The organism is Staphylococcus kloosii (assembly GCF_003019255.1).
GTDB classification, from domain to species: Bacteria; Bacillota; Bacilli; order Staphylococcales; family Staphylococcaceae; genus Staphylococcus; species Staphylococcus kloosii.
This window is the reverse complement of sequence record NZ_CP027846.1, coordinates 1,750,961-1,773,672: the sequence shown is the minus strand read 5'-3', so window position 1 is coordinate 1,773,672 and position 22,712 is coordinate 1,750,961. Positions and strand designations below refer to the sequence as shown.

General features: G+C 32.2%; 22 protein-coding genes and 1 riboswitch. Of the genes, 14 read left to right on the top strand and 8 right to left on the bottom strand.

All coding sequences use genetic code 11. The annotated features are described in order from the left end of the window. Positions 1 to 13 precede the first annotated feature (13 nt). From C7J89_RS08885 to lysA, 10 genes are all read left to right on the top strand, one after another. On the top strand, positions 14 to 1,621 hold the full coding sequence (locus C7J89_RS08885) for an ABC-F family ATP-binding cassette domain-containing protein (protein ID WP_061854718.1): 1,608 nt from the start codon (positions 14 to 16) through the stop codon (positions 1,619 to 1,621). Between the two features lie 569 nt (positions 1,622 to 2,190). Further along, complete coding sequence (locus C7J89_RS08880) at positions 2,191 to 3,021, top strand: aldo/keto reductase (protein WP_103295944.1); 831 nt, start codon at positions 2,191 to 2,193, stop codon at positions 3,019 to 3,021. 144 nt (positions 3,022 to 3,165) lie between these two features. Continuing rightward, positions 3,166 to 3,344: riboswitch (Lysine riboswitch) on the top strand. Positions 3,345 to 3,434: 90 nt separating this feature from the next. Then, positions 3,435 to 4,637 carry an aspartate kinase gene (locus tag C7J89_RS08875; protein WP_061854716.1) on the top strand — a complete coding sequence of 401 codons (1,203 nt, stop codon included), beginning with the start codon at positions 3,435 to 3,437 and terminating at the stop codon, positions 4,635 to 4,637. A gap of 54 nt (positions 4,638 to 4,691) precedes the next feature. After that, positions 4,692 to 5,681, top strand: coding sequence for an aspartate-semialdehyde dehydrogenase (locus tag C7J89_RS08870; RefSeq protein ID WP_103295943.1), 990 nt, complete (start codon positions 4,692 to 4,694; stop codon positions 5,679 to 5,681). 1 nt (position 5,682) lies between these two features. Beyond that, positions 5,683 to 6,570 carry a 4-hydroxy-tetrahydrodipicolinate synthase gene (gene dapA, locus C7J89_RS08865; RefSeq protein ID WP_103295942.1) on the top strand — a complete coding sequence of 296 codons (888 nt, stop codon included), beginning with the start codon at positions 5,683 to 5,685 and terminating at the stop codon, positions 6,568 to 6,570. Next, positions 6,567 to 7,289: a 4-hydroxy-tetrahydrodipicolinate reductase gene (gene dapB / locus C7J89_RS08860; protein WP_103295941.1), complete on the top strand. Its 723-nt coding sequence runs from the start codon at positions 6,567 to 6,569 to the stop codon at positions 7,287 to 7,289. The genes dapA and dapB overlap by 4 nt, the downstream gene beginning before the upstream one ends. A gap of 22 nt (positions 7,290 to 7,311) precedes the next feature. Beyond that, complete coding sequence (gene dapD, locus C7J89_RS08855; RefSeq protein WP_103295940.1) at positions 7,312 to 8,031, top strand: 2,3,4,5-tetrahydropyridine-2,6-dicarboxylate N-acetyltransferase; 720 nt, start codon at positions 7,312 to 7,314, stop codon at positions 8,029 to 8,031. A gap of 188 nt (positions 8,032 to 8,219) precedes the next feature. Next, on the top strand, positions 8,220 to 9,368 hold the full coding sequence (locus C7J89_RS08850; RefSeq protein ID WP_103295939.1) for an amidohydrolase: 1,149 nt from the start codon (positions 8,220 to 8,222) through the stop codon (positions 9,366 to 9,368). A 3-nt stretch (positions 9,369 to 9,371) separates the two neighbouring features. Beyond that, entirely contained in the window at positions 9,372 to 10,445 is a 1,074-nt protein-coding gene (locus C7J89_RS08845; RefSeq protein ID WP_103295938.1) for an alanine racemase, read from the top strand. A gap of 2 nt (positions 10,446 to 10,447) precedes the next feature. Then, positions 10,448 to 11,713 carry a diaminopimelate decarboxylase gene (lysA, locus tag C7J89_RS08840; RefSeq protein WP_103295937.1) on the top strand — a complete coding sequence of 422 codons (1,266 nt, stop codon included), beginning with the start codon at positions 10,448 to 10,450 and terminating at the stop codon, positions 11,711 to 11,713. 123 nt (positions 11,714 to 11,836) lie between these two features. On the opposite strand, the gene cspA is transcribed toward lysA, so the two are convergent. After that, positions 11,837 to 12,037, bottom strand: coding sequence for a cold shock protein CspA (cspA, locus tag C7J89_RS08835; RefSeq protein ID WP_001831260.1), 201 nt, complete (start codon positions 12,035 to 12,037; stop codon positions 11,837 to 11,839). Positions 12,038 to 12,219: 182 nt separating this feature from the next. Further along, positions 12,220 to 12,528 carry a regulatory protein MsaA gene (msaA, locus tag C7J89_RS08830; RefSeq protein WP_061854708.1) on the bottom strand — a complete coding sequence of 103 codons (309 nt, stop codon included), beginning with the start codon at positions 12,526 to 12,528 and terminating at the stop codon, positions 12,220 to 12,222. 283 nt (positions 12,529 to 12,811) lie between these two features. Between msaA and C7J89_RS08825 the strand changes: the two genes are divergently transcribed. Genes C7J89_RS08825 through C7J89_RS08815 form a run of 3 tightly spaced genes read left to right on the top strand, consistent with a single transcriptional unit; the run spans position 12,812 to position 14,903 of the window. Beyond that, positions 12,812 to 13,081: an acylphosphatase gene (locus tag C7J89_RS08825; RefSeq protein ID WP_103295936.1), complete on the top strand. Its 270-nt coding sequence runs from the start codon at positions 12,812 to 12,814 to the stop codon at positions 13,079 to 13,081. A 21-nt stretch (positions 13,082 to 13,102) separates the two neighbouring features. Continuing rightward, positions 13,103 to 13,723 (top strand): 5-bromo-4-chloroindolyl phosphate hydrolysis family protein, encoded by a 621-nt coding sequence (locus C7J89_RS08820; protein WP_061854706.1) that lies wholly within the window; start codon positions 13,103 to 13,105, stop codon positions 13,721 to 13,723. Between the two features lie 37 nt (positions 13,724 to 13,760). After that, positions 13,761 to 14,903, top strand: a complete 1,143-nt coding sequence (locus tag C7J89_RS08815) for a toxic anion resistance protein (RefSeq protein WP_103295935.1) — start codon at positions 13,761 to 13,763, stop codon at positions 14,901 to 14,903. Between the two features lie 236 nt (positions 14,904 to 15,139). On the opposite strand, the gene brnQ3 is transcribed toward C7J89_RS08815, so the two are convergent. The 5 genes from brnQ3 to C7J89_RS08790 form a co-directional block, all read right to left on the bottom strand. Continuing rightward, on the bottom strand, positions 15,140 to 16,483 hold the full coding sequence (brnQ3, locus tag C7J89_RS08810) for a branched-chain amino acid-like transporter carrier protein BrnQ3 (RefSeq protein ID WP_103295934.1): 1,344 nt from the start codon (positions 16,481 to 16,483) through the stop codon (positions 15,140 to 15,142). 110 nt (positions 16,484 to 16,593) lie between these two features. Further along, positions 16,594 to 18,480 carry a vWA domain-containing protein gene (locus C7J89_RS08805; RefSeq protein WP_103295933.1) on the bottom strand — a complete coding sequence of 629 codons (1,887 nt, stop codon included), beginning with the start codon at positions 18,478 to 18,480 and terminating at the stop codon, positions 16,594 to 16,596. 12 nt (positions 18,481 to 18,492) lie between these two features. Further along, on the bottom strand, positions 18,493 to 19,284 hold the full coding sequence (locus C7J89_RS08800; RefSeq protein WP_103295932.1) for an ATP-binding protein: 792 nt from the start codon (positions 19,282 to 19,284) through the stop codon (positions 18,493 to 18,495). 108 nt (positions 19,285 to 19,392) lie between these two features. Then, positions 19,393 to 19,596: a DUF6501 family protein gene (locus tag C7J89_RS08795; protein WP_061854701.1), complete on the bottom strand. Its 204-nt coding sequence runs from the start codon at positions 19,594 to 19,596 to the stop codon at positions 19,393 to 19,395. Between the two features lie 16 nt (positions 19,597 to 19,612). Continuing rightward, positions 19,613 to 20,425 (bottom strand): VOC family protein, encoded by an 813-nt coding sequence (locus tag C7J89_RS08790; protein ID WP_103295931.1) that lies wholly within the window; start codon positions 20,423 to 20,425, stop codon positions 19,613 to 19,615. 205 nt (positions 20,426 to 20,630) lie between these two features. On the opposite strand from C7J89_RS08790, the gene C7J89_RS08785 reads away from it, so the two are divergent. After that, positions 20,631 to 20,831 (top strand): Mid2-like cell wall stress sensor domain protein, encoded by a 201-nt coding sequence (locus C7J89_RS08785; RefSeq protein WP_103295930.1) that lies wholly within the window; start codon positions 20,631 to 20,633, stop codon positions 20,829 to 20,831. A gap of 959 nt (positions 20,832 to 21,790) precedes the next feature. Here the strand turns inward: C7J89_RS08785 and C7J89_RS08775 are convergent. After that, positions 21,791 to 22,615, bottom strand: coding sequence for an ATP-binding cassette domain-containing protein (locus C7J89_RS08775; RefSeq protein WP_103295928.1), 825 nt, complete (start codon positions 22,613 to 22,615; stop codon positions 21,791 to 21,793). Between the last annotated feature and the right edge of the window lie 97 nt (positions 22,616 to 22,712).

Genomic DNA, 22,712 nt, shown 5'->3' with positions numbered 1-22,712 from the left:
AAGGAGTAAGCGCATGTTACAAGTTACTGATGTAAGTTTACGTTTTGGCGATCGTAAACTATTCGAAGATGTAAATATTAAATTTACAGAAGGCAATTGCTACGGATTAATTGGCGCAAATGGTGCTGGTAAATCAACATTTCTTAAAATACTATCTGGAGAATTAGATGCTCAAACGGGTCATGTTTCAATGGGAAAAAATGAACGTCTAGCAGTATTAAAACAAGATCACTTCGCATACGAAGATGAACGTGTTTTAGATGTTGTAATTAAAGGTCACGAAAGACTTTACGAAGTTATGAAAGAAAAAGACGAAATTTATATGAAACCTGATTTTAGTGATGAAGACGGTATTAAAGCAGCTGAGCTTGAAGGTGAATTTGCCGAAATGAACGGTTGGAATGCTGAAGCGGATGCAGGTTCCCTACTTTCAGGTTTAGGTATAAGCGCAGACTTACAAGATAAAAATATGTCTGAATTAGAAAACAATCAAAAAGTAAAAGTCCTATTAGCACAAAGTTTATTCGGTGAACCAGACGTATTACTTCTTGACGAACCTACCAATGGTCTTGATATTCCAGCAATAAGTTGGTTAGAAGACTTTTTAATTAATTTTGATAACACTGTTATTGTTGTTTCTCACGATAGACACTTCTTAAATAATGTATGTACGCATATTGCGGACTTAGACTACGGTAAAATTAAAGTCTATGTCGGAAATTATGATTTTTGGTATCAATCAAGCCAATTAGCAATGAAAATGGCACAAGAACAAAACAAGAAAAAAGAAGAGAAAATTAAAGAACTACAAGATTTCGTAGCACGTTTCTCTGCCAACGCATCTAAATCAAAACAAGCTACAAGTAGAAAGAAACAACTTGAAAAAATCGAATTAGATGATATTCAACCTTCTTCACGTAGATATCCATTTGTAAAATTCACACCAGAACGTGAAATTGGTAATGATTTACTATTTGTCGACAATGTTTCTAAAACAATTGATGGCGAAAAAGTCTTAGACAATGTTTCATTCACTATGAATCCTAATGATAAAGCCGTGTTAATTGGGGACAGTGAATTTGCTAAAACTACATTATTGAAAATTTTAGCTGGTGAAATGGAACCTGACGAAGGTACTGTTAAATGGGGTGTAACAACTTCACAAAGTTACTTCCCTAAAGATAACTCAGAGTACTTCGAGAACGTAAATATGAATTTAGTCGATTGGTTAAGACAATATGCACCTGAAGATGAACAGACTGAAACATTCTTACGTGGCTTCCTTGGCCGTATGTTATTTAGTGGTGAAGAAGTTAAGAAAAAAGCTAGTGTTTTATCTGGTGGCGAAAAAGTCCGTTGTATGCTTAGTAAAATGATGTTATCTAGTGCAAATGTATTGCTATTAGATGAACCAACAAACCATTTAGACTTAGAAAGTATTACAGCAGTAAACGATGGATTGAAATCATTTAAAGGTTCAATTATCTTTACTTCTTATGACTTTGAATTCATTAACACAATTGCAAATCGTGTCATTGATTTAAATCAACCTGGTGGACTTTCAAAAGAAATTTCATATGAAGCATATTTACAAGAAACTGGCGTATTAAAGAACGCTTAATATATTTAATTATAGGAGCCTGAGACATTACATTGTCTTCAGGTTCATTTTTTATTGGCAATAGATGTCTAAATTGAAAATGGGCTTATATCAAGCTTTTTCAATTCTAGTTATCATTGCAGTGGTGGGACTACAAAATCTTCTTATAAGAATAAGATTTTTGTCCCTCTCCCTACGATTTTGTCGTGTATGCTTGCCTGAGGTATGGTTCAATCCTGTAGTCTCTCACTCATACGCTTCCCCAAGGCGTCAGCACGATATAAAATCATTGCAGTGCTAATCTTAATTTCTTTTATTTTATATTGTAAAATGAGTTTAAAATTCACTTGTATCAAGCTGATTTTAACTTTAGTCATCCTAGTTAAAGCAGGTCTACAAAAAACTTCTTATAAAATTAAGATTTTTGACCTGCTCGCTTTTTTAGTTGGTGTATCATTGTTTTTAGATGTATTTGAATTTTTTCTCCCCCACTTGCTTTTATAAAAAGATAAGTATAAAAGCAAGTTAGTTTCAATTTTAAAAATATAATTATATAATAACTTTTAACTTGAATATTGGAGGACGATACATTGGAAAATTTAAATATGTTAGATGGACAAGTATTACCGGTTTTAGGTTTTGGTACATATAAGTTAAACGGAACTCAAGGTGTACATGCAATTGTAAATGCATTAAATAATGGTTATCGTTTATTAGATACTGCTTATAATTATGAAAATGAAGGTACTGTTGGTAAAGCGATAGAATATAGTCACGTATCTAGAGACCAAATTATAGTTACATCTAAATTACCAGGTCGTTATCATGATTATGATTCTGCGATGGTGGCAATTCAAGAATCTATTTATCGTCTAAATGTAGATTATATTGATTTATATTTAATTCATTGGCCTAACCCTAAACAAGGCAAATACGTCGAAGCTTGGCGCGCATTAATCGATGCACAAAAAGCTGGTTTAGTTAAGTCGATTGGTGTTTGTAACTTCTTACCAGAACATATTGATACATTAGAAAAAGAAACTGGTGTATTACCTACAGTAAACCAAATCGAGCTTCATCCATTCTTTAACCAAAAAGACGTACTTGAATATCATCAAGAAAAAGGCATTATCGTCGAAGCTTGGAGTCCTCTAGGTAGAGATGTTAATATTATGAATCATGAAGTTATTCAACAAATAGCTGATAAATACAATAAAACGACAGTACAAGTTATTTTAAAATGGCATATTCAAAATGGTGTAGTCCCTATTCCTAAATCAGCGTCAAATGTTAGACAGTTACAAAATATAGACGTATTTGATTTCTATTTAGAAAGTGAAGATTTAACACAAATAGATTTACTTTCTAAAGAAGATGGTAGACGTAAAGACCAAGATCCTGCTGAATATGAAGAGTTTTAATTAAAAATAGCGTAAAATTTTAATTTTATTGAAGGTTTGGATTGTCTAATAGATTTAAATTATCAGTAAATTAAAAAAATTCACAGTTGGCGGTTTACAGCTATTAACGTTATATGTATAATGTGAAACATAACCAATTTAATAAGAATTAGATGAGGCGCATCAATCATTAGTAAATCTTAGAACAAACTACCTGCTAGTAGCTAATTTTGAAAGGGTGAGATGCCGAAGTGACGATAATAGCAGCTTATCGTTCATTGGACTTTATGGTTAAGAGCTAAGAGTCTGTCATTATTTTAAAATAATGGAGTGCATCACTTGTATATAAATTACGAGCAAGTTCGCATTCCGAACTTGTTCTTTTTTTATATGATTTGTGATTCTCCCCTAGTCATTTGAGGAGGATAAAGTAAGTGAATAGAAGTGTTTTAAAGTTTGGCGGTTCGTCCGTCAGCGATTTTACGAAAATTAGAAATATTGCGGAAATGTTGAAACATAGAGTTGATAACGGTGAACAACTTATTGTTGTCGTAAGTGCCATGGGTAAAACCACTGATCAATTAATGGAAAATGTCAGTGCAGTTACTGAAAACCCTAAAGATGAAGAATTGGCATTGTTATTAACTACGGGTGAACAACAAACAGTGTCATACCTTTCCATGATGCTAAACGATTTAGGCGTAAATGCTAAGGCGATGACTGGTTATCAAGCAGGTATAAAAACCGTTGGCCATCATTTGAAAAGTCGTATAGCAGAAATTAATCCTGAAACGTTTAACAAGTCGTTCGAAACGAACGATGTACTTGTGGTAGCAGGTTTCCAAGGTATCAATGATTCATTTGAATTAACGACGTTAGGTCGTGGTGGTTCAGATACAACTGCTGTAGCATTAGCGGCGAGTAATCAAACTCCTTGCGAAATCTACACTGATGTTGACGGTGTTTATGCTACTGACCCAAGAGTTTATAAACAAGCCAAACGTCTTTCTTACGTTTCTTATGAAGAAATGATGGAAATGAGCGCGCTTGGTGCAGGTGTATTAGAGACAAGAAGTGTAGAACTTGCAAACAATTATGATATACCTATTTATTTAGGAAGAACTTTATCTAATGTGAAAGGAACATGGATTATGGCACAATCAGATTTATTAGAGAAAAAAGCAGTAACAGGCGTGGCATTGGATACACATATGATGCACGTAACAATTAGTTACCCACTACCGGACAATAAATTATTAACACAATTATTTACTAAACTAGAAGAAGGTTCTGTTAATGTAGATATGATATCCCAAATCGTAAACTTAGAAGGTTTACAGATGTCATTTACAATTAAAGATACAGACGCAATTCAAATTACGAACATTCTAGAGAAGTTGTCAGAAGATTTTAACGCTTTAGACTTCAAGATAAATGAAGAATACGTTAAAATTTCATTAATTGGCTCTGGAATGAGAGACATGTCAGGTGTTGCTTCAAAAGCATTTATGACATTGATTGCAAACGATATTCCATTTTACCAAACGACAACATCTGAAATTAGTATTTCTTATGTTATCGACGCCTTTAATGGTGAGCGTGCAGTTGCAAATTTATATGAAGCATTCGATATTTAAATAATAAAATGATACAGAATTTTTACAAAATTAAAATACTGGAGTGTATATAATATGACAAAATTAGCAGTAGCAGGAGCAACAGGTTTAGTAGGAAGAAAAATGTTAGAAACACTTGATAGAAAAAATGTAGCTTTTGATGAATTAGTATTATTTTCATCAGCTAGATCAGCTGGCGCTGAAGTTGAATTTCAAGGTAAAACATACATTGTACAAGAATTAACTGAAGAAGCGGCGAGCGAACATTTTGATTTCGTATTAATGAGTGCAGGTGGAAGTACAAGCGCCCACTTCTCTCCTATTATCGAACAAGCAGGAGCAATTGTAATAGATAATTCAAGTCAATGGAGAATGACTGAAGGTATTGATTTAATCGTGCCAGAAGTTAATGAACCTGTTTTAAATCGTAAAATTATCGCGAATCCGAACTGTTCAACAATCCAATCAGTCGTACCTTTAAAAGTATTACAAGATGCTTATGGTATTGAAAGAGTTGCTTATACAACTTATCAAGCTGTATCAGGTTCTGGTGTTAAAGGTAAACAAGATTTAGCTGAAGGTGCGAATGGTAAAGATCCTGAAGCATATCCACACCCAATTTATAACAATGTTTTACCACATATCGATGTCTTTTTAGAAGATGGTTATACTAAAGAAGAACAAAAAATGATCGACGAAACACGCAAAATTTTAAAAGATGACGCATTAAAAGTTACAGCAACTTGTGTACGTGTCCCAGTACAAGATAGTCATAGCGTGCATATGAGCGTTACATTGAATAAAGAAACTTCAGTAGAAGCAATTCAACAGTTATTCGATCAAGATGATCGTGTGGTACTTGTAGATAACCCAGCAAACAACGAATATCCGTTAGCCATTCATTCTACAGGTAAAGATGAAGTTTTCGTAGGACGTATTCGTAAAGATGATACGTTAGATAATACTTTCCATGTATGGTGTACTTCAGACAACTTATTGAAAGGTGCAGCACTTAATGCCGTACAAATTTTAGAACAAGTAATGAGTCTGAAAGGAGTTAAATAATATGGCACATATTTTTGAAGGTGTAGGTGTAGCCTTAACTACCCCATTCACACATAATGAAATTGATTATAACGCCCTTAGAAAACATGTGAATTATTTAATAGATAACGATGCAAAATCAATCGTGGTTAACGGTACTACAGCAGAAAACCCTACTTTAACTGAAGAAGAAAAAAACCAAGTATTAGAAGAAGTTGTGAATACAGTTAATGGCCGCATTCCTGTCATAGCTGGTACAGGTACAAATAACACACAAAAATCTATACAAGCATCTGTTAAAGCGAGAGAACTTGGTGCTGATGCGATTATGTTAATCACACCTTATTACAACAAAACAAATCAACGTGGATTAATTAAACATTTTACAACTATTGCTGATGCAGCGAAATTGCCAGTCGTATTATACAATGTCCCTTCTCGTACGAATATGACAATCGAAGCAGACACAATAGTTGAATTAAGCAAAAATGAATATATTGTAGCATTAAAAGATGCAACAAATGATTTTGACTATTTAGCAACATTGCAACAAAAATTAGACTTAGATAATTTTGCTTTATATAGTGGTAATGATGATAATATCGTTCGTTATTTCAATGGTGGCGGTCACGGTGTTATTTCAGTAATCGCTAACGTTATTCCTAAAGCTATTCAAAATTTATACGAAACAAGTCAACAAAATGGCGATGTTGAAGCATTATATCAACCTATTGGCACACTATTAGATGCACTTGCTGTTGATGTAAACCCAATCCCTATCAAAGTTTTAACAACTGTTGAAGGATTTGGAAATTATGAAGTACGCCTTCCTTTAGTTACTTTAGAGGATGATGATAGAAAAGCTCTAGAAGATGCATATAATCAATACAAAGCAGGTGACAACGCATGAAGATACTTCTAATCGGTTATGGTGCTATGAACGAACGTGTAGCAAGATTAGCTGAAGAAAAAGGACATGAAATCACTGGTGTTGTAGTTAGGGACAGCAGTAAATCTTATCCCTACCCTACTTTTGACAAAATTTCAGAAGCAACTGATGCTGATGTAGCCATTGATTTTTCAAATCCTGAATTATTATTACCATTATTAGATGATTCTTTTGAACTGCCTTTAGTTATTGCAACTACTGGTGAAAAAGAGACTATTATTAATAAATTACAAGACTTAAGTAAACGAATGCCTGTATTCTTTAGTGCTAATATGAGCTACGGTGTACATGCACTTACTAAAATTTTAGAAGCGGCAGTACCGCTCTTACAAGACTATGATATAGAATTAACAGAAGCACATCATAATAAAAAAGTGGATGCGCCAAGTGGCACTTTAGTTAAATTATATGATGTCATTGAATCATTAAGAGATAAAACGACGCCTGTATATGACCGCCATGAAAACACAGAAAAAAGAAAGCCAGAAGAAATTGGCATTCATGCCAAACGTGGTGGTACTATAGTAGGTGAACACGAAGTATTATTTGCTGGCATCGATGAAACAATCGAAATTACTCATCGTGCGCAGTCAAAAGATATTTTTGCTAATGGAGCCATTAGTGCAGCGGAAAGATTAATCAACAAGTCAAATGACTTCTATACATTTGATAATTTATAAACATTAAGGAGCTTATAACATTATGGTACAAAATTTATCAGCAGAAGAAATTATTCAATATATTAGTGACGCAAAAAAATCAACACCTTTAAAAGTATATGCAAATGGTAACTTTGCGAATACAACTTTCCCTGAATCATTTAAAGTATTCGGTTCAGAAGATTCAAAAGTGATTTTTTGTGAAGCAGACGAATGGAAAACATTTTACGACAATAACAAAGACAGCATAGAAGAATTAGAAATTGAAATGGATCGTCGTAATTCAGCTATTCCATTAAAAGACTTAACAAACACAAATGCGCGTATTGAACCAGGTGCATTTATTAGAGAACAAGCTACTATTGAAGATGGTGCTGTCGTAATGATGGGTGCTACAATTAATATTGGCGCTGTTGTTGGCGAAGGTACAATGATTGATATGAACGCTACTTTAGGTGGCAGAGCAACGACTGGTAAAAATGTACACGTTGGCGCTGGTTCAGTGCTAGCAGGTGTTATTGAGCCACCAAGTGCTTCTCCAGTTATCATTGAAGACGATGTGTTAATTGGTGCTAATGCAGTAATTCTTGAAGGTGTTACAGTTGGACAAGGCGCAATTGTTGCAGCTGGTGCTATCGTAACACAAGACGTGCCTGCAGGAGCTGTAGTAGCTGGAACACCAGCAAAAGTAATTAAACAAACAAGTGAAGTAGAAGATTCAAAACGTGAAATCGTATCTGCTTTAAGAAATTTAAATAACTAATTTATAGTTATTAGCTTTAATAGGAGGACTGAGACACGTCAGTAACTGATACTATAAGATACATTGACAATAAAGTCACTATGTATCTTATAAAATGACTGTTTCTACCTCCTCTTTTTATTATAAAATTTTATACATATAATTATTTACAGAATGAGACTAACTTATTTATAAAGGAAATGATAATGATGAATGAACAAGAATTTGTAACAAAACATAGACGTTATCTACATCAACATCCAGAGTTAAGTTTACATGAATTTGAAACGACAAAATATATTGCCTCTTTTTTAGATGAACTAGGCGTAGCGTATGAGCGTCCCTTAGAAACGGGGTTAATTGCCTATTTACCTGGTAATGGTGCTAAAACAATCGCCTTCCGTGCTGATATAGACGCCCTACCTATATTTGAAGAAAATGATGTTGATTATAGAAGTTTGAATGACAATGTTATGCACGCATGTGGACACGATGGTCATACGACTGCATTAATGTTATTTGTTCGTCGTTGTAAAGAATGGTCAGATCAAGGACAACTACCTCAAAACGTAGTCTTTATTTTCCAACCGGCTGAAGAAACTGGCGGTGGTGCCAATAGACTTATCAAAGCTAATGCATTTGAAAACTACCCTATTGAAGCTGTATTTGGTGTTCACGTAATGCCATTTGTTGAGGAAGGTTCAGTTGCGATTCGAGATGAGGAAATAACGGCAAGTGCTACAGAATATCGTTTTTATTTAAACGGTCTATCAAGTCATGTTGCCGATAAAGAACAAGGTCATTCTTGTGGTGAAGCGTTACAACATGTTTTAGCTCAAGTTGGTAATATTCAGCAATATCATTTAAACGGATTGAAAAGAAATATAGTACATATGGGTCGATTCGAAGCCGGTGAAGCGATTAATACTGTACCGAGTAATGGCTATTTAGAAGGTACAATTCGTACATACGATGAAAATGATTTAGCTATTGTTAAACAACAAATGCTTAAAATAGCGGAAAGTGTAAAATTATTATTTAATGTTGAATGCGAAGTAGACTTTGCCGAAGGTTACCCGCCTACTTATAATAGCCCTAAATTAAGAAATAACGTAGAAAATGCATTAAAAAATGCTGAATTAAAAGTTATAGATAAAACAACACCTTATCTTTTTGGGGAAGATTTTAGTTTCTATAGTCAATTAGCACCAAGTTATTTTGTGTTTGTTGGAACTAAAGATGAAGTTAAAGGTTATGTAACCGGCTTACATACTTCACATTTAAATTTTAATGAATATATGTTAATTAAAGTCGCTGATTATTATCAACAAATACTATTTAATTATGATGAGGTGTAAGAGATGACGGCAATTTGGTCTGTAGATAAACAAACATTTTTAAATAATGTCCAAACTGTTAAACAACAAAATAATATTATGGCAGTCGTTAAAAATAACGCTTACCATTATGGATTAGAATTTGCTGTGGAGCAATTTTTAAAAGCAGGTATTGACACTTTTAGTACCACTTCATTGAAAGAAGCTATTAGAGTGAGAAAAATCGCACCTAATGCAACGATATTTTTAATGAATGCCGTCTATGAATTTGAACCATTAAGAACATATGATATTGAAATGACTTTACCTTCCCTAGCGTATTATTACGATCATTATGAAGATTTAGCAGGTATTAAAATTCATTTAGAATATGAAAATTTATTACACCGTTCTGGATTGAAAAATATAAATGAGATCATTGAAGTGTTAGAACATCATCACAGTAATACAAATACTGAGAAAATGATTATTAATGGTCTGTGGACTCACTTTGGTTACGCTGATGAATTCGGCGTTCCCGATTACGAACAAGAAAAAGAAGCCTGGTTACAAGTCGTAGATACTGTGCTTGCTGCAGGTTATTCATTTAATATGATACACGCACAAAACAGTGCTAGTTATTACCGTGAAGACGGTATATTACCGCAACATACGCATGCAAGAGTAGGAATTGCGTTATATGGTTCTAGACCTTATAGTACCGTGTCTGAACAAGACATTGTGCAATCGTTAACCGTTAAAGGAAATGTAATTCAAATTAGAGAAGTGCAACAAGGACAATATTGTGGCTATAGTTTTGCTTTTGAAGCAGTTAAGGATAATACTAAGCTTGCAGTTGTCGATATCGGTTATGGCGACGGAATATTAAAAGCACGTGCACAGCATGAAGCAATTATAAATGGTAAACGATATCCTATTAGAGCTTTAATGATGAGTCATATGTTTGTAGAAGTTGATGAGACGATAAATGCACAAGATGAAGTAATACTATATAATAATGATATACGTGTCGATGAATTTACGTTTAAAGGTGTGGGGGCAAACTCAGAACAATTAAGCGCAATGAACCATGATTCATTAATAAAGGAGTATAGATAATTATGACTGTAGAATATAACGCATACGGTGAACTATCGATGGGAGGCACGAGCCTTAAAACTGTCGCACAAAGTTTTGGCACGCCTACTATTGTTTACGATGAAACACAAATTAGAACACAGATGCAACGCTATCATGAAGCTTTTAAGCAAAGTGGTTTAAAATATAATATTTCATATGCTTCAAAAGCATTTACTTGTATTCAAATGGTTAAACTCGTTGAAGAAGAAAACTTAGAATTAGACGTAGTATCTGAAGGAGAATTATATACAGCACTTGAAGCTGGTTTTGATCCTAGTCATATTCATTTTCACGGCAATAATAAAACAAAGCGAGAAATTCAATATGCACTAGAAAATAAAGTTGGTTATATCGTTATTGACTCATTAGATGAGATTGATATTATTAATAAATATGCCTCTAAAACAGTCAATGTAGTATTACGTTTAAATCCTGGTGTAGAAGCTCATACACACGAGTTTATTCAAACTGGTCAAGAAGATAGTAAATTTGGTTTATCTATTAAACATGGCTTAGCAATTAAAGGTGTGGAAGCGGTAAATAATGCTGATAAGTTAAATTTAAAAGGTGTTCACTTCCATGTCGGTTCTCAAATTGAAGGTACCGAAGCCATGATTGAAACTGCTAAAATGGTTATAAATTGGTTAAGCGAACAAGATATTAAAGTTGAACTAATAAACTTAGGTGGCGGTTTTAGTATTAAATACGTTGAGGGAGATGTAAGCTTCCCTATTGAAGACGGTATCGCAGAAATTACGACTGCAATTAAAACAATTGCTAAAGAAGTAAACTACCCTATTCCTGAAATTGGTATAGAACCTGGTCGTTCTATCGTTGGTGAAGCGGGTATTACATTATACGAAGTTGGTACTATTAAAGATATACCTAATGTAAATAAGTATGTTTCTGTAGATGGAGGTATGAGCGATCACATTAGAACTGCTTTATATGACGCTAGTTACGAAGCATTGTTAGTAAATAGAAATGAGGAGGCAGATGAAACAGTAACGCTTGCAGGCAAATTGTGTGAATCTGGAGATATCATTATTAAAGATGCCAAATTACCTTCTTCTGTTCAAAGAGGAGATTACTTAGCCATTTTATCAACAGGTGCTTACCATTATTCTATGGCTTCAAATTATAATCAAATGCAAAAACCTTCTGTATTTTTCTTAAAAGATGGGAAAGCAAGAGAAGTTATAAAAAGACAATCATTAAGACAATTAATTATTAATGATACTAAATAATAAAAAAATCGTTACTTTTAATTTAAAAGTAACGGTTTTTTTAACTCTTTTTTATATAAAAATAGCAAAAAAAAGAACCTTATCAACAAGGTTCTTTAATTAGTCAATAAACTAAATCTATGATTATAGTTTTACAACGTTTGCAGCTTGAGGACCGCGGTCGCCTTCAACTACTTCAAATTCTACTGATTGACCTTCTTCTAATGATTTGTAACCTTCTTGGTTAATAGCTGAGAAGTGTACGAATACGTCGTTTTCTCCTTCAACTTCGATAAAACCAAATCCTTTTTCAGCGTTAAACCATTTAACTGTACCTTGTTTCATAATTGTGAAACCTCCAAGACTAAAATTCTTTCAATATGCGTTATTCGCATATTACAAAAAATACGGTTTCACAGTTGTTGCTGTACAGACAATATTCTTTGCAATATGGAATAAAACTATTGCTTAATTGCTAGTATACGTGAATTTAATTTAAAATGCAATACATTATTGAAAAAATCGATTCAATGAATTATTGGAAGATCATAATAAACATTATTATTATTTAATACAATAAAACTATAGAATATTTGTAAGTTTTCATCACAATCTTCACAAAAACCTAAATCACAATTATTATAAAATGCATGTATATTGTATTTACCTATTAAATAATTATCATAATCTTCTTTGCATTTACGAATTGTATGTTGATATTTATTTATCATTTCATCATAAGTTTCAAAATCATCACGTTCTACTATATTATCAGTCCAATCACTAAATAGCCACCAACCTTCATAATCAGCCCTTATTTTAGTTATCGACCACATGTCATGCATCCCTCCCATTACGATGACTTTAATACATTTATAATTACAACAAACTTAAACAAAGCTTGTAAATATAATGAATTTATTATCTGAATGATTTATTAACCAAAAGTAAATAAGTATACTTCCAGAAAATTATCTCGTGTGTAATATTCTAACTTTATCACGTCTAAAATCAAGTTTTACGTCTCATACTTTTGACCGATAAAGATATGAGCGTGCATGTTAAATATTAGTTTTGTGAGCTTAAATTGCGTATAATAGCATTAAGAGGTGATTTTGTATGCAACGTAAACACATTGAAGTATTTGGGATAGTACAAGGTGTTGGTTTTCGTTTTTATACAGAACGAATAGCACTAAAATATAATATTACCGGTACAGTTCAAAATGTCGAAGATTTTGTAGACATCTATGCTCAAGGCGATGAGGAAGATATTGCAGCATTTACAGAAGCTGTAATTAAAGGTGCTTCCCCTTCTTCCCAAGTTGATGACTACAACATTGAAGACTTAGATATAGATCATGATTTGAAAAAATTTAAAACAATATAAAATTAAAAAGGAAGATGAAATTTGAGATACAATATTTCTCGTGTCTTGGGGACTGTTGTCGCTTTTCCGATTGCTGTTATTGTATGGTTTGTTTGTATCTTTGCTCTAGATATACAATTTATTTTTGACTTGTTAATTTCAATTGCTGCTTTCTTTGGGATTTATTTCCCTACCCAACGCATCTCTTCTAGAAAATACTTGCATGAAATTGGGTTGTCTCGCAGAGATTATCATTATGTCAATAATCAACTAAACCATGCACAGGATAAAATTAGACGTATATTAAAGGTTTTTATTAACGTAAGATCTATTAAAGACTTCCGACAAGTCAGTGATATATATCGCATCTCGAGAGCAATTTATTTTGCTGTCAAACAACAACCAGCAAAATTCTTCTTGGTAGAAAGTTTCTTTTACTCTCATATAGATAATGCTTTAAACTTAATAGAATCTTATACAAGACTATCTAAATCTCCTAAAAAATCACAGGAAGAAAAGCAAAAACTCGAACAAACACGTATCACATTGGATGAAGTTAATCGTACATTGATAGCAGATTTGAAAAGAATTAATGAAGATGATTATCAAAAGTTAGATATAGAGATGGAATTAAATAAAATGGAACAAAAAAGACGCAAATAATTAATGACTGTAATATTTAGAAACGGAGCGAACTATTATGTCTAGAGAACAAGATTATATTAATGCTCATCCGTTTGACTCATATATCGATGAGCAAACAACTAATGAACATGAAATCCTCACTAGTAAACAACAACAATTTTCTCAAGTAGAACAACAGAAAATTCAAAAGTTAAGCCAATCGATTACGCCTATGGATAATGACGCATTATTAAATTTTGGAACGGAAGCGCAATCCAATATGTCACAGTTTTCACATCGTATATTAAACGATGTGCGAACTTCTGACGTAGGGCCTGTAGGTGATACATTAGATAGTTTAATGTCTAAATTGAAATCAGTGAACCCTGATGAATTGAATCCTGAAAATCAATCCAAATTAAAACGAATTTTTAAAAGAACAAAAGCGTCTATAAACGAAGTCTTTTCAAAAATGCAGTCTGTGGGCTCACAAATAGATCGTATTTCAATTGAATTAGATAAGCATAAAGGTAATCTTAAAAAAGATATTGAGATGTTAGACGAATTATATAATCAAAACAAAGACTATTTTGATGATTTAACCTTATATATTGAAGCAGCAAAACAGAAAAAGCATGCAATTGAACAGCATGATTTACCAAAATTACAAGAAAAAGCAAAGCAATCTACGAATCAAATGGATGTTCAAGAAGCAGCTGATTTGAGTCAATTTGTCGAACGACTTGATAAACGTATATATGATTTACAACTATCGCGCCAAATTGCGCTCCAAACCGCACCACAAATTCGTATGATTCAAAATGTGAACCAAGCACTGGCAGAAAAAATTCAAAGTTCAATATTAACGAGTATCCCTTTATGGAAAAATCAAATGTCTATCGCTTTAACACTCATGCGTCAGAGAAACGCTGTATCGGCTCAAAAAGCTGTTACTGATACTACGAATGATTTATTACTTAAGAACTCCTCATTGCTTAAACAAAACGCTGTAGACACTGCTACAGAAAATGAACGTGGCGTGGTAGATATTGAAACATTAAAAACAACGCAAAGCGACATTATAGAAACAATTGAACAAACTTTACAAATTCAAAAACAAGGACGTCAAAAACGCCAACAAGCTGAAGGTGAACTATCTGAACTTGAAGGCGAATTAAAACAACAGTTGTTAGACTTAAAAGATAATAAACAGCAATAATATATTAGCAATATAAAAGCCATTCGATATTTATATTTTCGAATGGCTTTTTAATGTGGTAATTAATTTTGGTTTGCAATCTTAACAAATTATTCAATATTGTGCGACTATAATTTATTTTTTAACTCACTCTCCCCTTACGTTACATGTCAATTAATTAAATACAATTATAAAAAAGAGAGTTAAACCATAATATGGCTTAACTCTCTTAGTTTGTTATATAAAAGCATATTACATTATTCTTTTTCGTAAACGATTTGTTTTTCATTTTTAACAAATACAGCAACAATATAACCAATAATTGTAAATACTACGGCTACTGGGAACCATTCTAATGAATATTGTTTAAGAGGCAATGCTTGGATAAAGCCTATTTTAATCCAACCTTGGCTGTCTATTATGCTTAATATAGCTACAATTGTTACCACTGCAACTGGTATACGTTGAGCGATGGGTTTTGTTGGGAATAGTCGAGCAAGTAAGATTAAAAGTACAGAAGTAATGGCAATCGGATAAACAACGCTCAATACTGGTACTGACATCTTAATTACTGAATTCAATCCTTGGTTTGCTAATATAAAACTAATGATTGTAAAAATAATTACATAAGCTTTGTATGGAATTTTTGGGAAAATTCGATTGAAGTATTCAGATACTGATACAATCAATCCACATGCTGTAGTTAAACAAGCAAGTGCAACAATAATACCTAATAAATATTTACCAAATACACCGTAACCTACGCCTGCAATTGTAGTTAATAAGTATGTACCGACGTTTTGGTCTTTAGCAGCCAAGCTGTCTAATTTAGCTTGAGATACATCCATATGGTTACCAATGAAACCAAGTGAGATATAAATAAATAGTAATGCAACGGCAGCGATAACACCAGCCATAACAGTTTGTTTTAAAATTTTGTTAGCGTGCGTAACACCTGTTGCTTTTACAGCATTTACAACGATCATTGAGAATGCGATAGCAGCTATAGCATCCATCGTTAAATAACCATTTGTAAAACCTTGTGAGAATCCTGCAAGATTTGAAGTATAAGCTTCAGCTGGTTTACTTGGACCATTTCCACCGAAATCAACAAAGCCTTTAATAATCATCGCTAAAATAGTTAGTAATAGTATTGGTGTTAATAATGAACCAACTCGGTCAACCATTTTATTAGGATTGATACATAAATATAAAACGACTAAGAAATAAATAGCAGTGAAAATAAATAATGCTAGATTACTACTTGTATGTGCGATCGGTGTAATTGTCATTTCAAAAGACGTTGATGCAGTACGTGGTATTGCAAATAACGGTCCAATTGTTAAATAAATGACAATTAAAAAGATAACAGAAAATTTAGGTGATATTTTATTTAAAGAGCCGATATAACCTTGCTTATCTACAGCTCCAATGATTACTCCCAATAGTGGTAAACCAATACCAGTTAGTGAAAATGCTAAAATTGATGGCCAAAAGTAATGACCGCTATCCAAACCTAGGTTTGGGGGGAAAATAAGGTTACCCGCACCAAAAAACATTGCAAATAACGTGAAACCTATTATCCATGTATTTTTGTTCATAATTAATACTCCTTCAGTTTACCAAAAATATAATATTCATTATTCTATCATGGTTGTAGACATTTAGTCTATATAACTTTCAGAATATTTTAAATTATAAGTAGATATGTTTAAAATGATTTTAATAATAATTTTTTAAGTAACGGTGAAAGGTGACTAGGCAGGTGTTCTACCCCTTCCACAAAGATAGAATATTGACCATAAATGTTATGGATAGTTTGTTCTATATCTTCTGTAATTGGGTCTTGACTTAAAAAGACGTTAAAGACTTCAATGCCCAGTTTTCTAGCTGTTTCAACAGCTTCATAAGTATCAAGAATACCATCTTGGCTATAATTGTATGCAGAAGGTTCACCATCAGAAAAGACGATTAAAAATTTCTGCTTGTGTGAACGTTGTAGTAATCGCTCACTCCCAATTCTAATTGCGACGCCATCCCTATTATCGTCTTGGGGTTCTAGAGCCATAATTCTAGGTCCATCATTAACATAAGTAGACTTATCGTAATGAATGATTTCATCGATAATATTTGGTTGGTTTCTATCATCAGCTTCAAAAGCATCTTCATTAAATGCTAATATTTCATGTTTTACATTCAATGCTTTTAATGTTTCATGAAATAATACGACGCCTTTTTTCGTTTCTTCCATTTTATCTTGCATACTTGCGGACGCATCAACGAGTAATGTGAATGTAGCATCAAATGTCTGACTTAAATCTTGTTTCTTATAAAATAATTTATATTGATCATCGACAAACCAATTTAATAAATTCTTTTGTAATCGTCCTTTAGTCAGGTTGTTTCGCTCATCAGTATATTCACGATCAATCGCTTTTTTGATAATTTGAATTAAATCTTTTGTCTCAATACCCACTGATTGTTCTACATCATGATAAGTTTTTACGTATTCTGGTCTAATATCTGGGACACGCCAATCAATCTCAACGTTCTCATTAATACCAGTTAAAGCAAATGGACTCTTAGCACCTAAAGCACTTCCTTCTGAATTATCTATAGTGTTATTTGTACCTTTACCCTTTTTGGTTTGCATATCTGTCATATCATCACTAGCATCACCTTCACGATCGGTGTCATTGTCGCTTGCAGTGTCGCTATTTTCACCTTCGTGCAGCTCCATTTCTAAATAAGCACCACCTGAAGATTGACTATCTGCTGCTTTGTTTTCAATTTCTTCACTTTCAGGTTCTTCATCGCTCTCATTATTATTTCCATCTACTTTACTCGCATCAGTTCTTTTCAACTCATCGAAAGTCATCGTTTCCATTGCCGCATATACTTGTTTAGGTAGATGATAATATTCATTTAACATATCTTCTTTTAAAATATCATCGATTTGAAACATAATACGCTGTGCTAAAAATTGATTATCTTCAGAGCTTTCACAATTAAATACATTAGGCAAGTATTGATACATATTTAATAAAATATCATCTATAGAAGGATGTATTTGAGGAACATCATAAAAATTCTCCGTAAGTATTGAATAAGTTAGATTTAAAAATAACAAATCGGTATAAGTTGTTTTTGTTTTATAGACATTGATTTGAGACTTTATATAATTTGTACGAATCTCATTTCTTAATGACAATGCTTTTTCTGTAGTAGGCCGTTGTTTCACTATTTCACTTATCACACGTTTATCTTCTAACAATTTAAATAATTGCTGATAAAATTTAGTGTGAGTAAAGTTTGTATCACGGATGACATCATTTACTACGTCTATATCCATCAGCTTATAACCATATGCCGCTAATATGACGTCAGTTTTTAAGCCTGTAGTTTCAATTTGTTTAGGTCGATGCGACCAAAATGAACTCGTAATTAGCGTGTCATTTTGTGGATCATAATAAGGGAACTTTTGTATTTTAACTTGCGTTTGTTCACTTTTAAGTAGTAAACGTGCTAAGTCTTGTAGCATCATGACTTGCTTTGCGTCTAATTGTTCATCATTAAATTTAATAAAACGCTCGCTCATATTTATCCCTCACTAAAAATTTAATTCTACCGCATTGATAATAGCTTGTTGTTCACGTTCATCTTCTAATTTATCTATTATTGTACGTTTAATTGCTCTTTCGATAGGCATAACCGTTGCCAAATCACTTAAATCAATTAAAGCTCTAATACTCGCAGCCTCTTCAGATATTTGGCCTTGCTTTGTCATCGTACGTAAATCTTCATTGAATTTTATGATTTGAGTAATCAATTTTTCGTCTTGTAATTGACTTTGTTGTCTAATGACATCACCTAAAATATTACCATCAATATAATCAACTTGAATAACTACAAAGCGGTTTTTTAATGCTTCGTTCATTGGCAATGTACCAATATAACCTTCGTTTATAGCTGCTATTACATTAAAACCAGGCGCTGCATTAATCACTTCACCAGTAAATGGGTTTGTTAATTTACGACGATAATCTAATACTCCGTTTAATACGGGCAAAGTTTCAGGTTTAGCCATGTTGATTTCATCTATATATAAGATATGACCTTCCTTCATCGCTTTAATTACTGGTCCATCAATAAACACAATTTCTTGTTGGCCGTCATCGTTTGTCTTAATCGTTTTGAAACCTAATAAACTTTCAGCATCTAAGTCAACGGAACAATTCACTTGATACATTGGTTGTTCTAACGTTTCACTTAATGTTTCGGCTAATTTTGTTTTACCAGAACCAGTTGGTCCTTTTAATAATAAATTTTTATTTAATTTCAATAATGATAATGCGTCGTTATATACACTTTCGTCTGCATTGATATATTGCATATTTGTCATGTTGTTCCTTCCTTTCTTAAATAGCTTTAAAAATTAAAAATAGACTGGGGCAAATACATGAATGTTCTGCCCTAGTCTGTATAAATTTATAAATTGATAGTGTTGAGATTACACTTCTTTAAAATATTCTTTGTAATAACCACCGACAAGACCTGAATTATCAACGATTTGATAATATTCTTCTGTTTCATTGATTACATCGTATTGTTTACCGATAGTTAACATATTAGAAACTTTAAATTTTTGTGCATCAGTATGAACAACCTCTACAGTTTTTAATGGTGTATTGTCTTTCCAAGTTTCATGTAACATAAAAAAGTTCCTTTCATTATTTAATGTTTTCTAGCGTTAAGATAAATGTAATACCGCTATTTTCTGATATTCTTAAAGATTTTGATTCGCCTTGATCTAGAGTTTGATACGGAATACCAATTATTTCTAATTGTTGAACTGCATTTTGGTATATTTCTGGCGACTCAGTTGCAAATTCTACTTGTTCTACTATACCGTGTTCCGGCATTTTAACATCATCTTCGGCTGAATATATGTGCAATTCCCCACCTAAGCCACCATCACCAATTTTAAAGACTTGAATCTTTTGTGGTGCATCGTCATAAGGTAAATATTCAGCAAAATGTTCTAGACTGAAAACTTTAGTTAGAATAGATTGTGTTAAAACAAGCTCGTTTACTTTTACTATAACAGGTCCTAAGCCTTGGATTTGGTGTAAAGGATTAACAACACTGTCAAATGTCGGCATACCAAGTGGAGTGCCCGTATTATGCTCATTTGAATAAATTTCAAATGATTGACCATTATGGTCTTTAAATTGAAAATATTGGTGTCCATTTAAATCTGTCGTAGCACTATAGTCAATGTTTGCATTATCTAATATTGATTGATATTCTGCAATACCTTCATCAGTAGGTATACGTAAGCCAATACTATCAATATGATTATTTGTACAATGATAGTTAGGAATTTCTACAAAATGTATGCGTGTTCCCGAATTAAGTTCAGCGTCACCAAATCTTAATGCGCCATTTTTTTCTTCTACGCTAAGTCCGAGTATATCGCTAAATAATGTTTTGGTTTTTTGTAAATCATTAGTACCTGTAGTAACACTTCTAAGACCATTCATTAATAAGACACCTCTATACAATTGTTTTCATTTTATTATAACGCATTTTAACGCTGATTTATACGGTCAAGTGTTTTTGATTTTAGTTCTTTTAAAAATATTAATAAACAAATTGGCTATATAGAATAATTGTATTAAAATATAGTTATGAATAAAGTATAAGAACTTATAATTGAGCATTTATAAGTCTAGGGAGGTATTTAGCATGGGCTTTTGGATTCTATTCGGTATAACGGTATTAATAGCCGTGTACTCATTCATTGTGTTAATAACGGCTTCTCCAAACAAGTCTCAAAAACGCACTAATGATGCTAATAAAGCTTCTAACAAAAAAGTATATGGCATTATTTTCGTAGTGTTTTTAGTCATAGCAATTATAGAAATTATTGTATTTGCAAATTCATAATATCTATTCTCGAAATAAGAGTTTGGACATAATTCTTAACTCAAATTAAGTAACACCTCATTCTACTGATTTATTTAGTAAAAATGAGGTGTTATTTTTTATAATCTACGATTTTGTCGTGCATGCTTGCCTTGATTTAGTATAGTACGGTTCGAGCCTGTAGTCTCTCACTCATACGATTCCCTCAGGCGTCAGCACGAAGCAAAATCTTTACAAATTATATGTTTCAGTGTTAAAACTCCTGTTTAATTAATAATTGTTTCAGCCGTTCTTTCTATAAGTGAATACAATGATTAAGGTTACTATCAAAGTATATACACAACAATATATATTTAATAGTATAAAATGTGGTTCAAATAAATTTAACGTGCCATTCTTTAATTGTGTCATAAAGCTATTGAGGGGTGGGAAAATCCATAAGACCCATTTAAGTGCAGAAAATTTTTCTATTAATGTAGTTTTAAGTATGGTAATTAGTAATATAAAAATAGTTATGAGCCATGCATATTTTTTCCCCATTAAAAACCAATTTTGGACTATTAGACCTATCAAAATACCAAAGACAGCTGCCCATATATGTACTAAAAAACTAATTACAATTATAGTTACAGTAATCTTATGTATAAATGAACCTAAAATAATTGGTAAAATTATGGCAATAATGATAAATATTAAACTAAATAGCAACAAATAAATACTTTTAAACAGTATATATTTTATTTTTGAAGACAAATGAATTTGAAATAAATAACGCTCATTTATTGAATCTTTGTTAAAACAGACTATGGTAATCCATGTCATAATCGGCATTAAGACAATCATGCTTATTGCATAACTTGGTAAAATTGGTAAATTACGATACATATAGTTGATCATTAACCAAATAAAATAACAAAGTGACGGAGCAATATAATGATAAGAACGTAAAAATTTTTTGTTTTGATACGATAAAAAAGACATTAACATAAGCTTTCTTCCCTAACTTCTAGTATTGTGTGATTATTTTTTATCAATATATCTAATAATGTATTACTATCAGCACTTTTTACTGTGAGCGTCATTTTATTGTCGTAGGTTTCGCTAAATTCAATATATTGAAGTGACTCTTGTGGTAAATGATTAGCATAAGGTATTGTTACGTATTTAACATTAGATTGATGAAATGATTGATTTGCAGTATATGTAGCGTTATTTAAATTTAAAATATGTGTTGCTAAGTCATTAGCAATGTCATATTCATGAGACGTTAATATTAGAGCCTTATTTGCCTTTAATTTTTTAAGTAATTGAACAAAGTTATTTAGCGTTTGCTGGTCTAATCCATTAAATGGTTCATCAAAAATATAAATATCAGCATCTTTTAATAAGGTTTGGATTATATTTACTTTTTGTAATGTCCCCTTTGATAAGTCGATTAACTTTTTATTTTTAAACTGACTTAAATTCAATTTGTCATAATAGAAAGCGAGTGCTTTATCCATATTATGTACGCTTTTAGCGTTTTCGATTTTGTAGATTGTAGTTAAAAACTCATTAACTGTAACTTTGTTATTTTTAGGAAAAACATCTGGCATATAACTTATTGTACCGTGTACTTTTAATTTTCCTTTAGTTGGTTTAATTAATTGAGCGATTAATTTTAAAGTTACACTTTTACCGATGCCATTAGTTCCTTGTATGTAGGTAGTGGAATTTGGCGGAATGGTTAATGAAAAATTTTTAATTATCGTAGTACGATTTATTGTTTTAGAAACATTGTGAAATGCTATTAAATGTTGTGTCATATTAAACCTTCTCTGCTATCATTTATCGAATTATGTATTGAGTATATCTAACAAATTATGAACTTCCAAATGTTAATCTAATGATTAGAAGTATCGA

What these genes read in the sequence shown, in the direction of transcription:
- C7J89_RS08885 (WP_061854718.1), top strand. Translation starts at nt 14, where the DNA reads ATGTTACAAGTTACTGATGTAAGTTTACGTTTTGGCGATCGTAAACTA.
- C7J89_RS08870 (WP_103295943.1), top strand. Translation starts at nt 4,692, where the DNA reads ATGACAAAATTAGCAGTAGCAGGAGCAACAGGTTTAGTAGGAAGAAAA.
- dapA (WP_103295942.1), top strand. Translation starts at nt 5,683, where the DNA reads ATGGCACATATTTTTGAAGGTGTAGGTGTAGCCTTAACTACCCCATTC.
- dapB (WP_103295941.1), top strand. Translation starts at nt 6,567, where the DNA reads ATGAAGATACTTCTAATCGGTTATGGTGCTATGAACGAACGTGTAGCA.
- dapD (WP_103295940.1), top strand. Translation starts at nt 7,312, where the DNA reads ATGGTACAAAATTTATCAGCAGAAGAAATTATTCAATATATTAGTGAC.
- C7J89_RS08850 (WP_103295939.1), top strand. Translation starts at nt 8,220, where the DNA reads ATGAATGAACAAGAATTTGTAACAAAACATAGACGTTATCTACATCAA.
- C7J89_RS08845 (WP_103295938.1), top strand. Translation starts at nt 9,372, where the DNA reads ATGACGGCAATTTGGTCTGTAGATAAACAAACATTTTTAAATAATGTC.
- lysA (WP_103295937.1), top strand. Translation starts at nt 10,448, where the DNA reads ATGACTGTAGAATATAACGCATACGGTGAACTATCGATGGGAGGCACG.
- cspA (WP_001831260.1), bottom strand. Translation starts at nt 12,037, where the DNA reads ATGAAACAAGGTACAGTTAAATGGTTTAACGCTGAAAAAGGATTTGGT.
- msaA (WP_061854708.1), bottom strand. Translation starts at nt 12,528, where the DNA reads ATGTGGTCGATAACTAAAATAAGGGCTGATTATGAAGGTTGGTGGCTA.
- C7J89_RS08825 (WP_103295936.1), top strand. Translation starts at nt 12,812, where the DNA reads ATGCAACGTAAACACATTGAAGTATTTGGGATAGTACAAGGTGTTGGT.
- C7J89_RS08815 (WP_103295935.1), top strand. Translation starts at nt 13,761, where the DNA reads ATGTCTAGAGAACAAGATTATATTAATGCTCATCCGTTTGACTCATAT.
- brnQ3 (WP_103295934.1), bottom strand. Translation starts at nt 16,483, where the DNA reads ATGAACAAAAATACATGGATAATAGGTTTCACGTTATTTGCAATGTTT.
- C7J89_RS08805 (WP_103295933.1), bottom strand. Translation starts at nt 18,480, where the DNA reads ATGAGCGAGCGTTTTATTAAATTTAATGATGAACAATTAGACGCAAAG.
- C7J89_RS08800 (WP_103295932.1), bottom strand. Translation starts at nt 19,284, where the DNA reads ATGACAAATATGCAATATATCAATGCAGACGAAAGTGTATATAACGAC.
- C7J89_RS08795 (WP_061854701.1), bottom strand. Translation starts at nt 19,596, where the DNA reads ATGTTACATGAAACTTGGAAAGACAATACACCATTAAAAACTGTAGAG.
- C7J89_RS08790 (WP_103295931.1), bottom strand. Translation starts at nt 20,425, where the DNA reads ATGAATGGTCTTAGAAGTGTTACTACAGGTACTAATGATTTACAAAAA.
- C7J89_RS08785 (WP_103295930.1), top strand. Translation starts at nt 20,631, where the DNA reads ATGGGCTTTTGGATTCTATTCGGTATAACGGTATTAATAGCCGTGTAC.
- C7J89_RS08775 (WP_103295928.1), bottom strand. Translation starts at nt 22,615, where the DNA reads ATGACACAACATTTAATAGCATTTCACAATGTTTCTAAAACAATAAAT.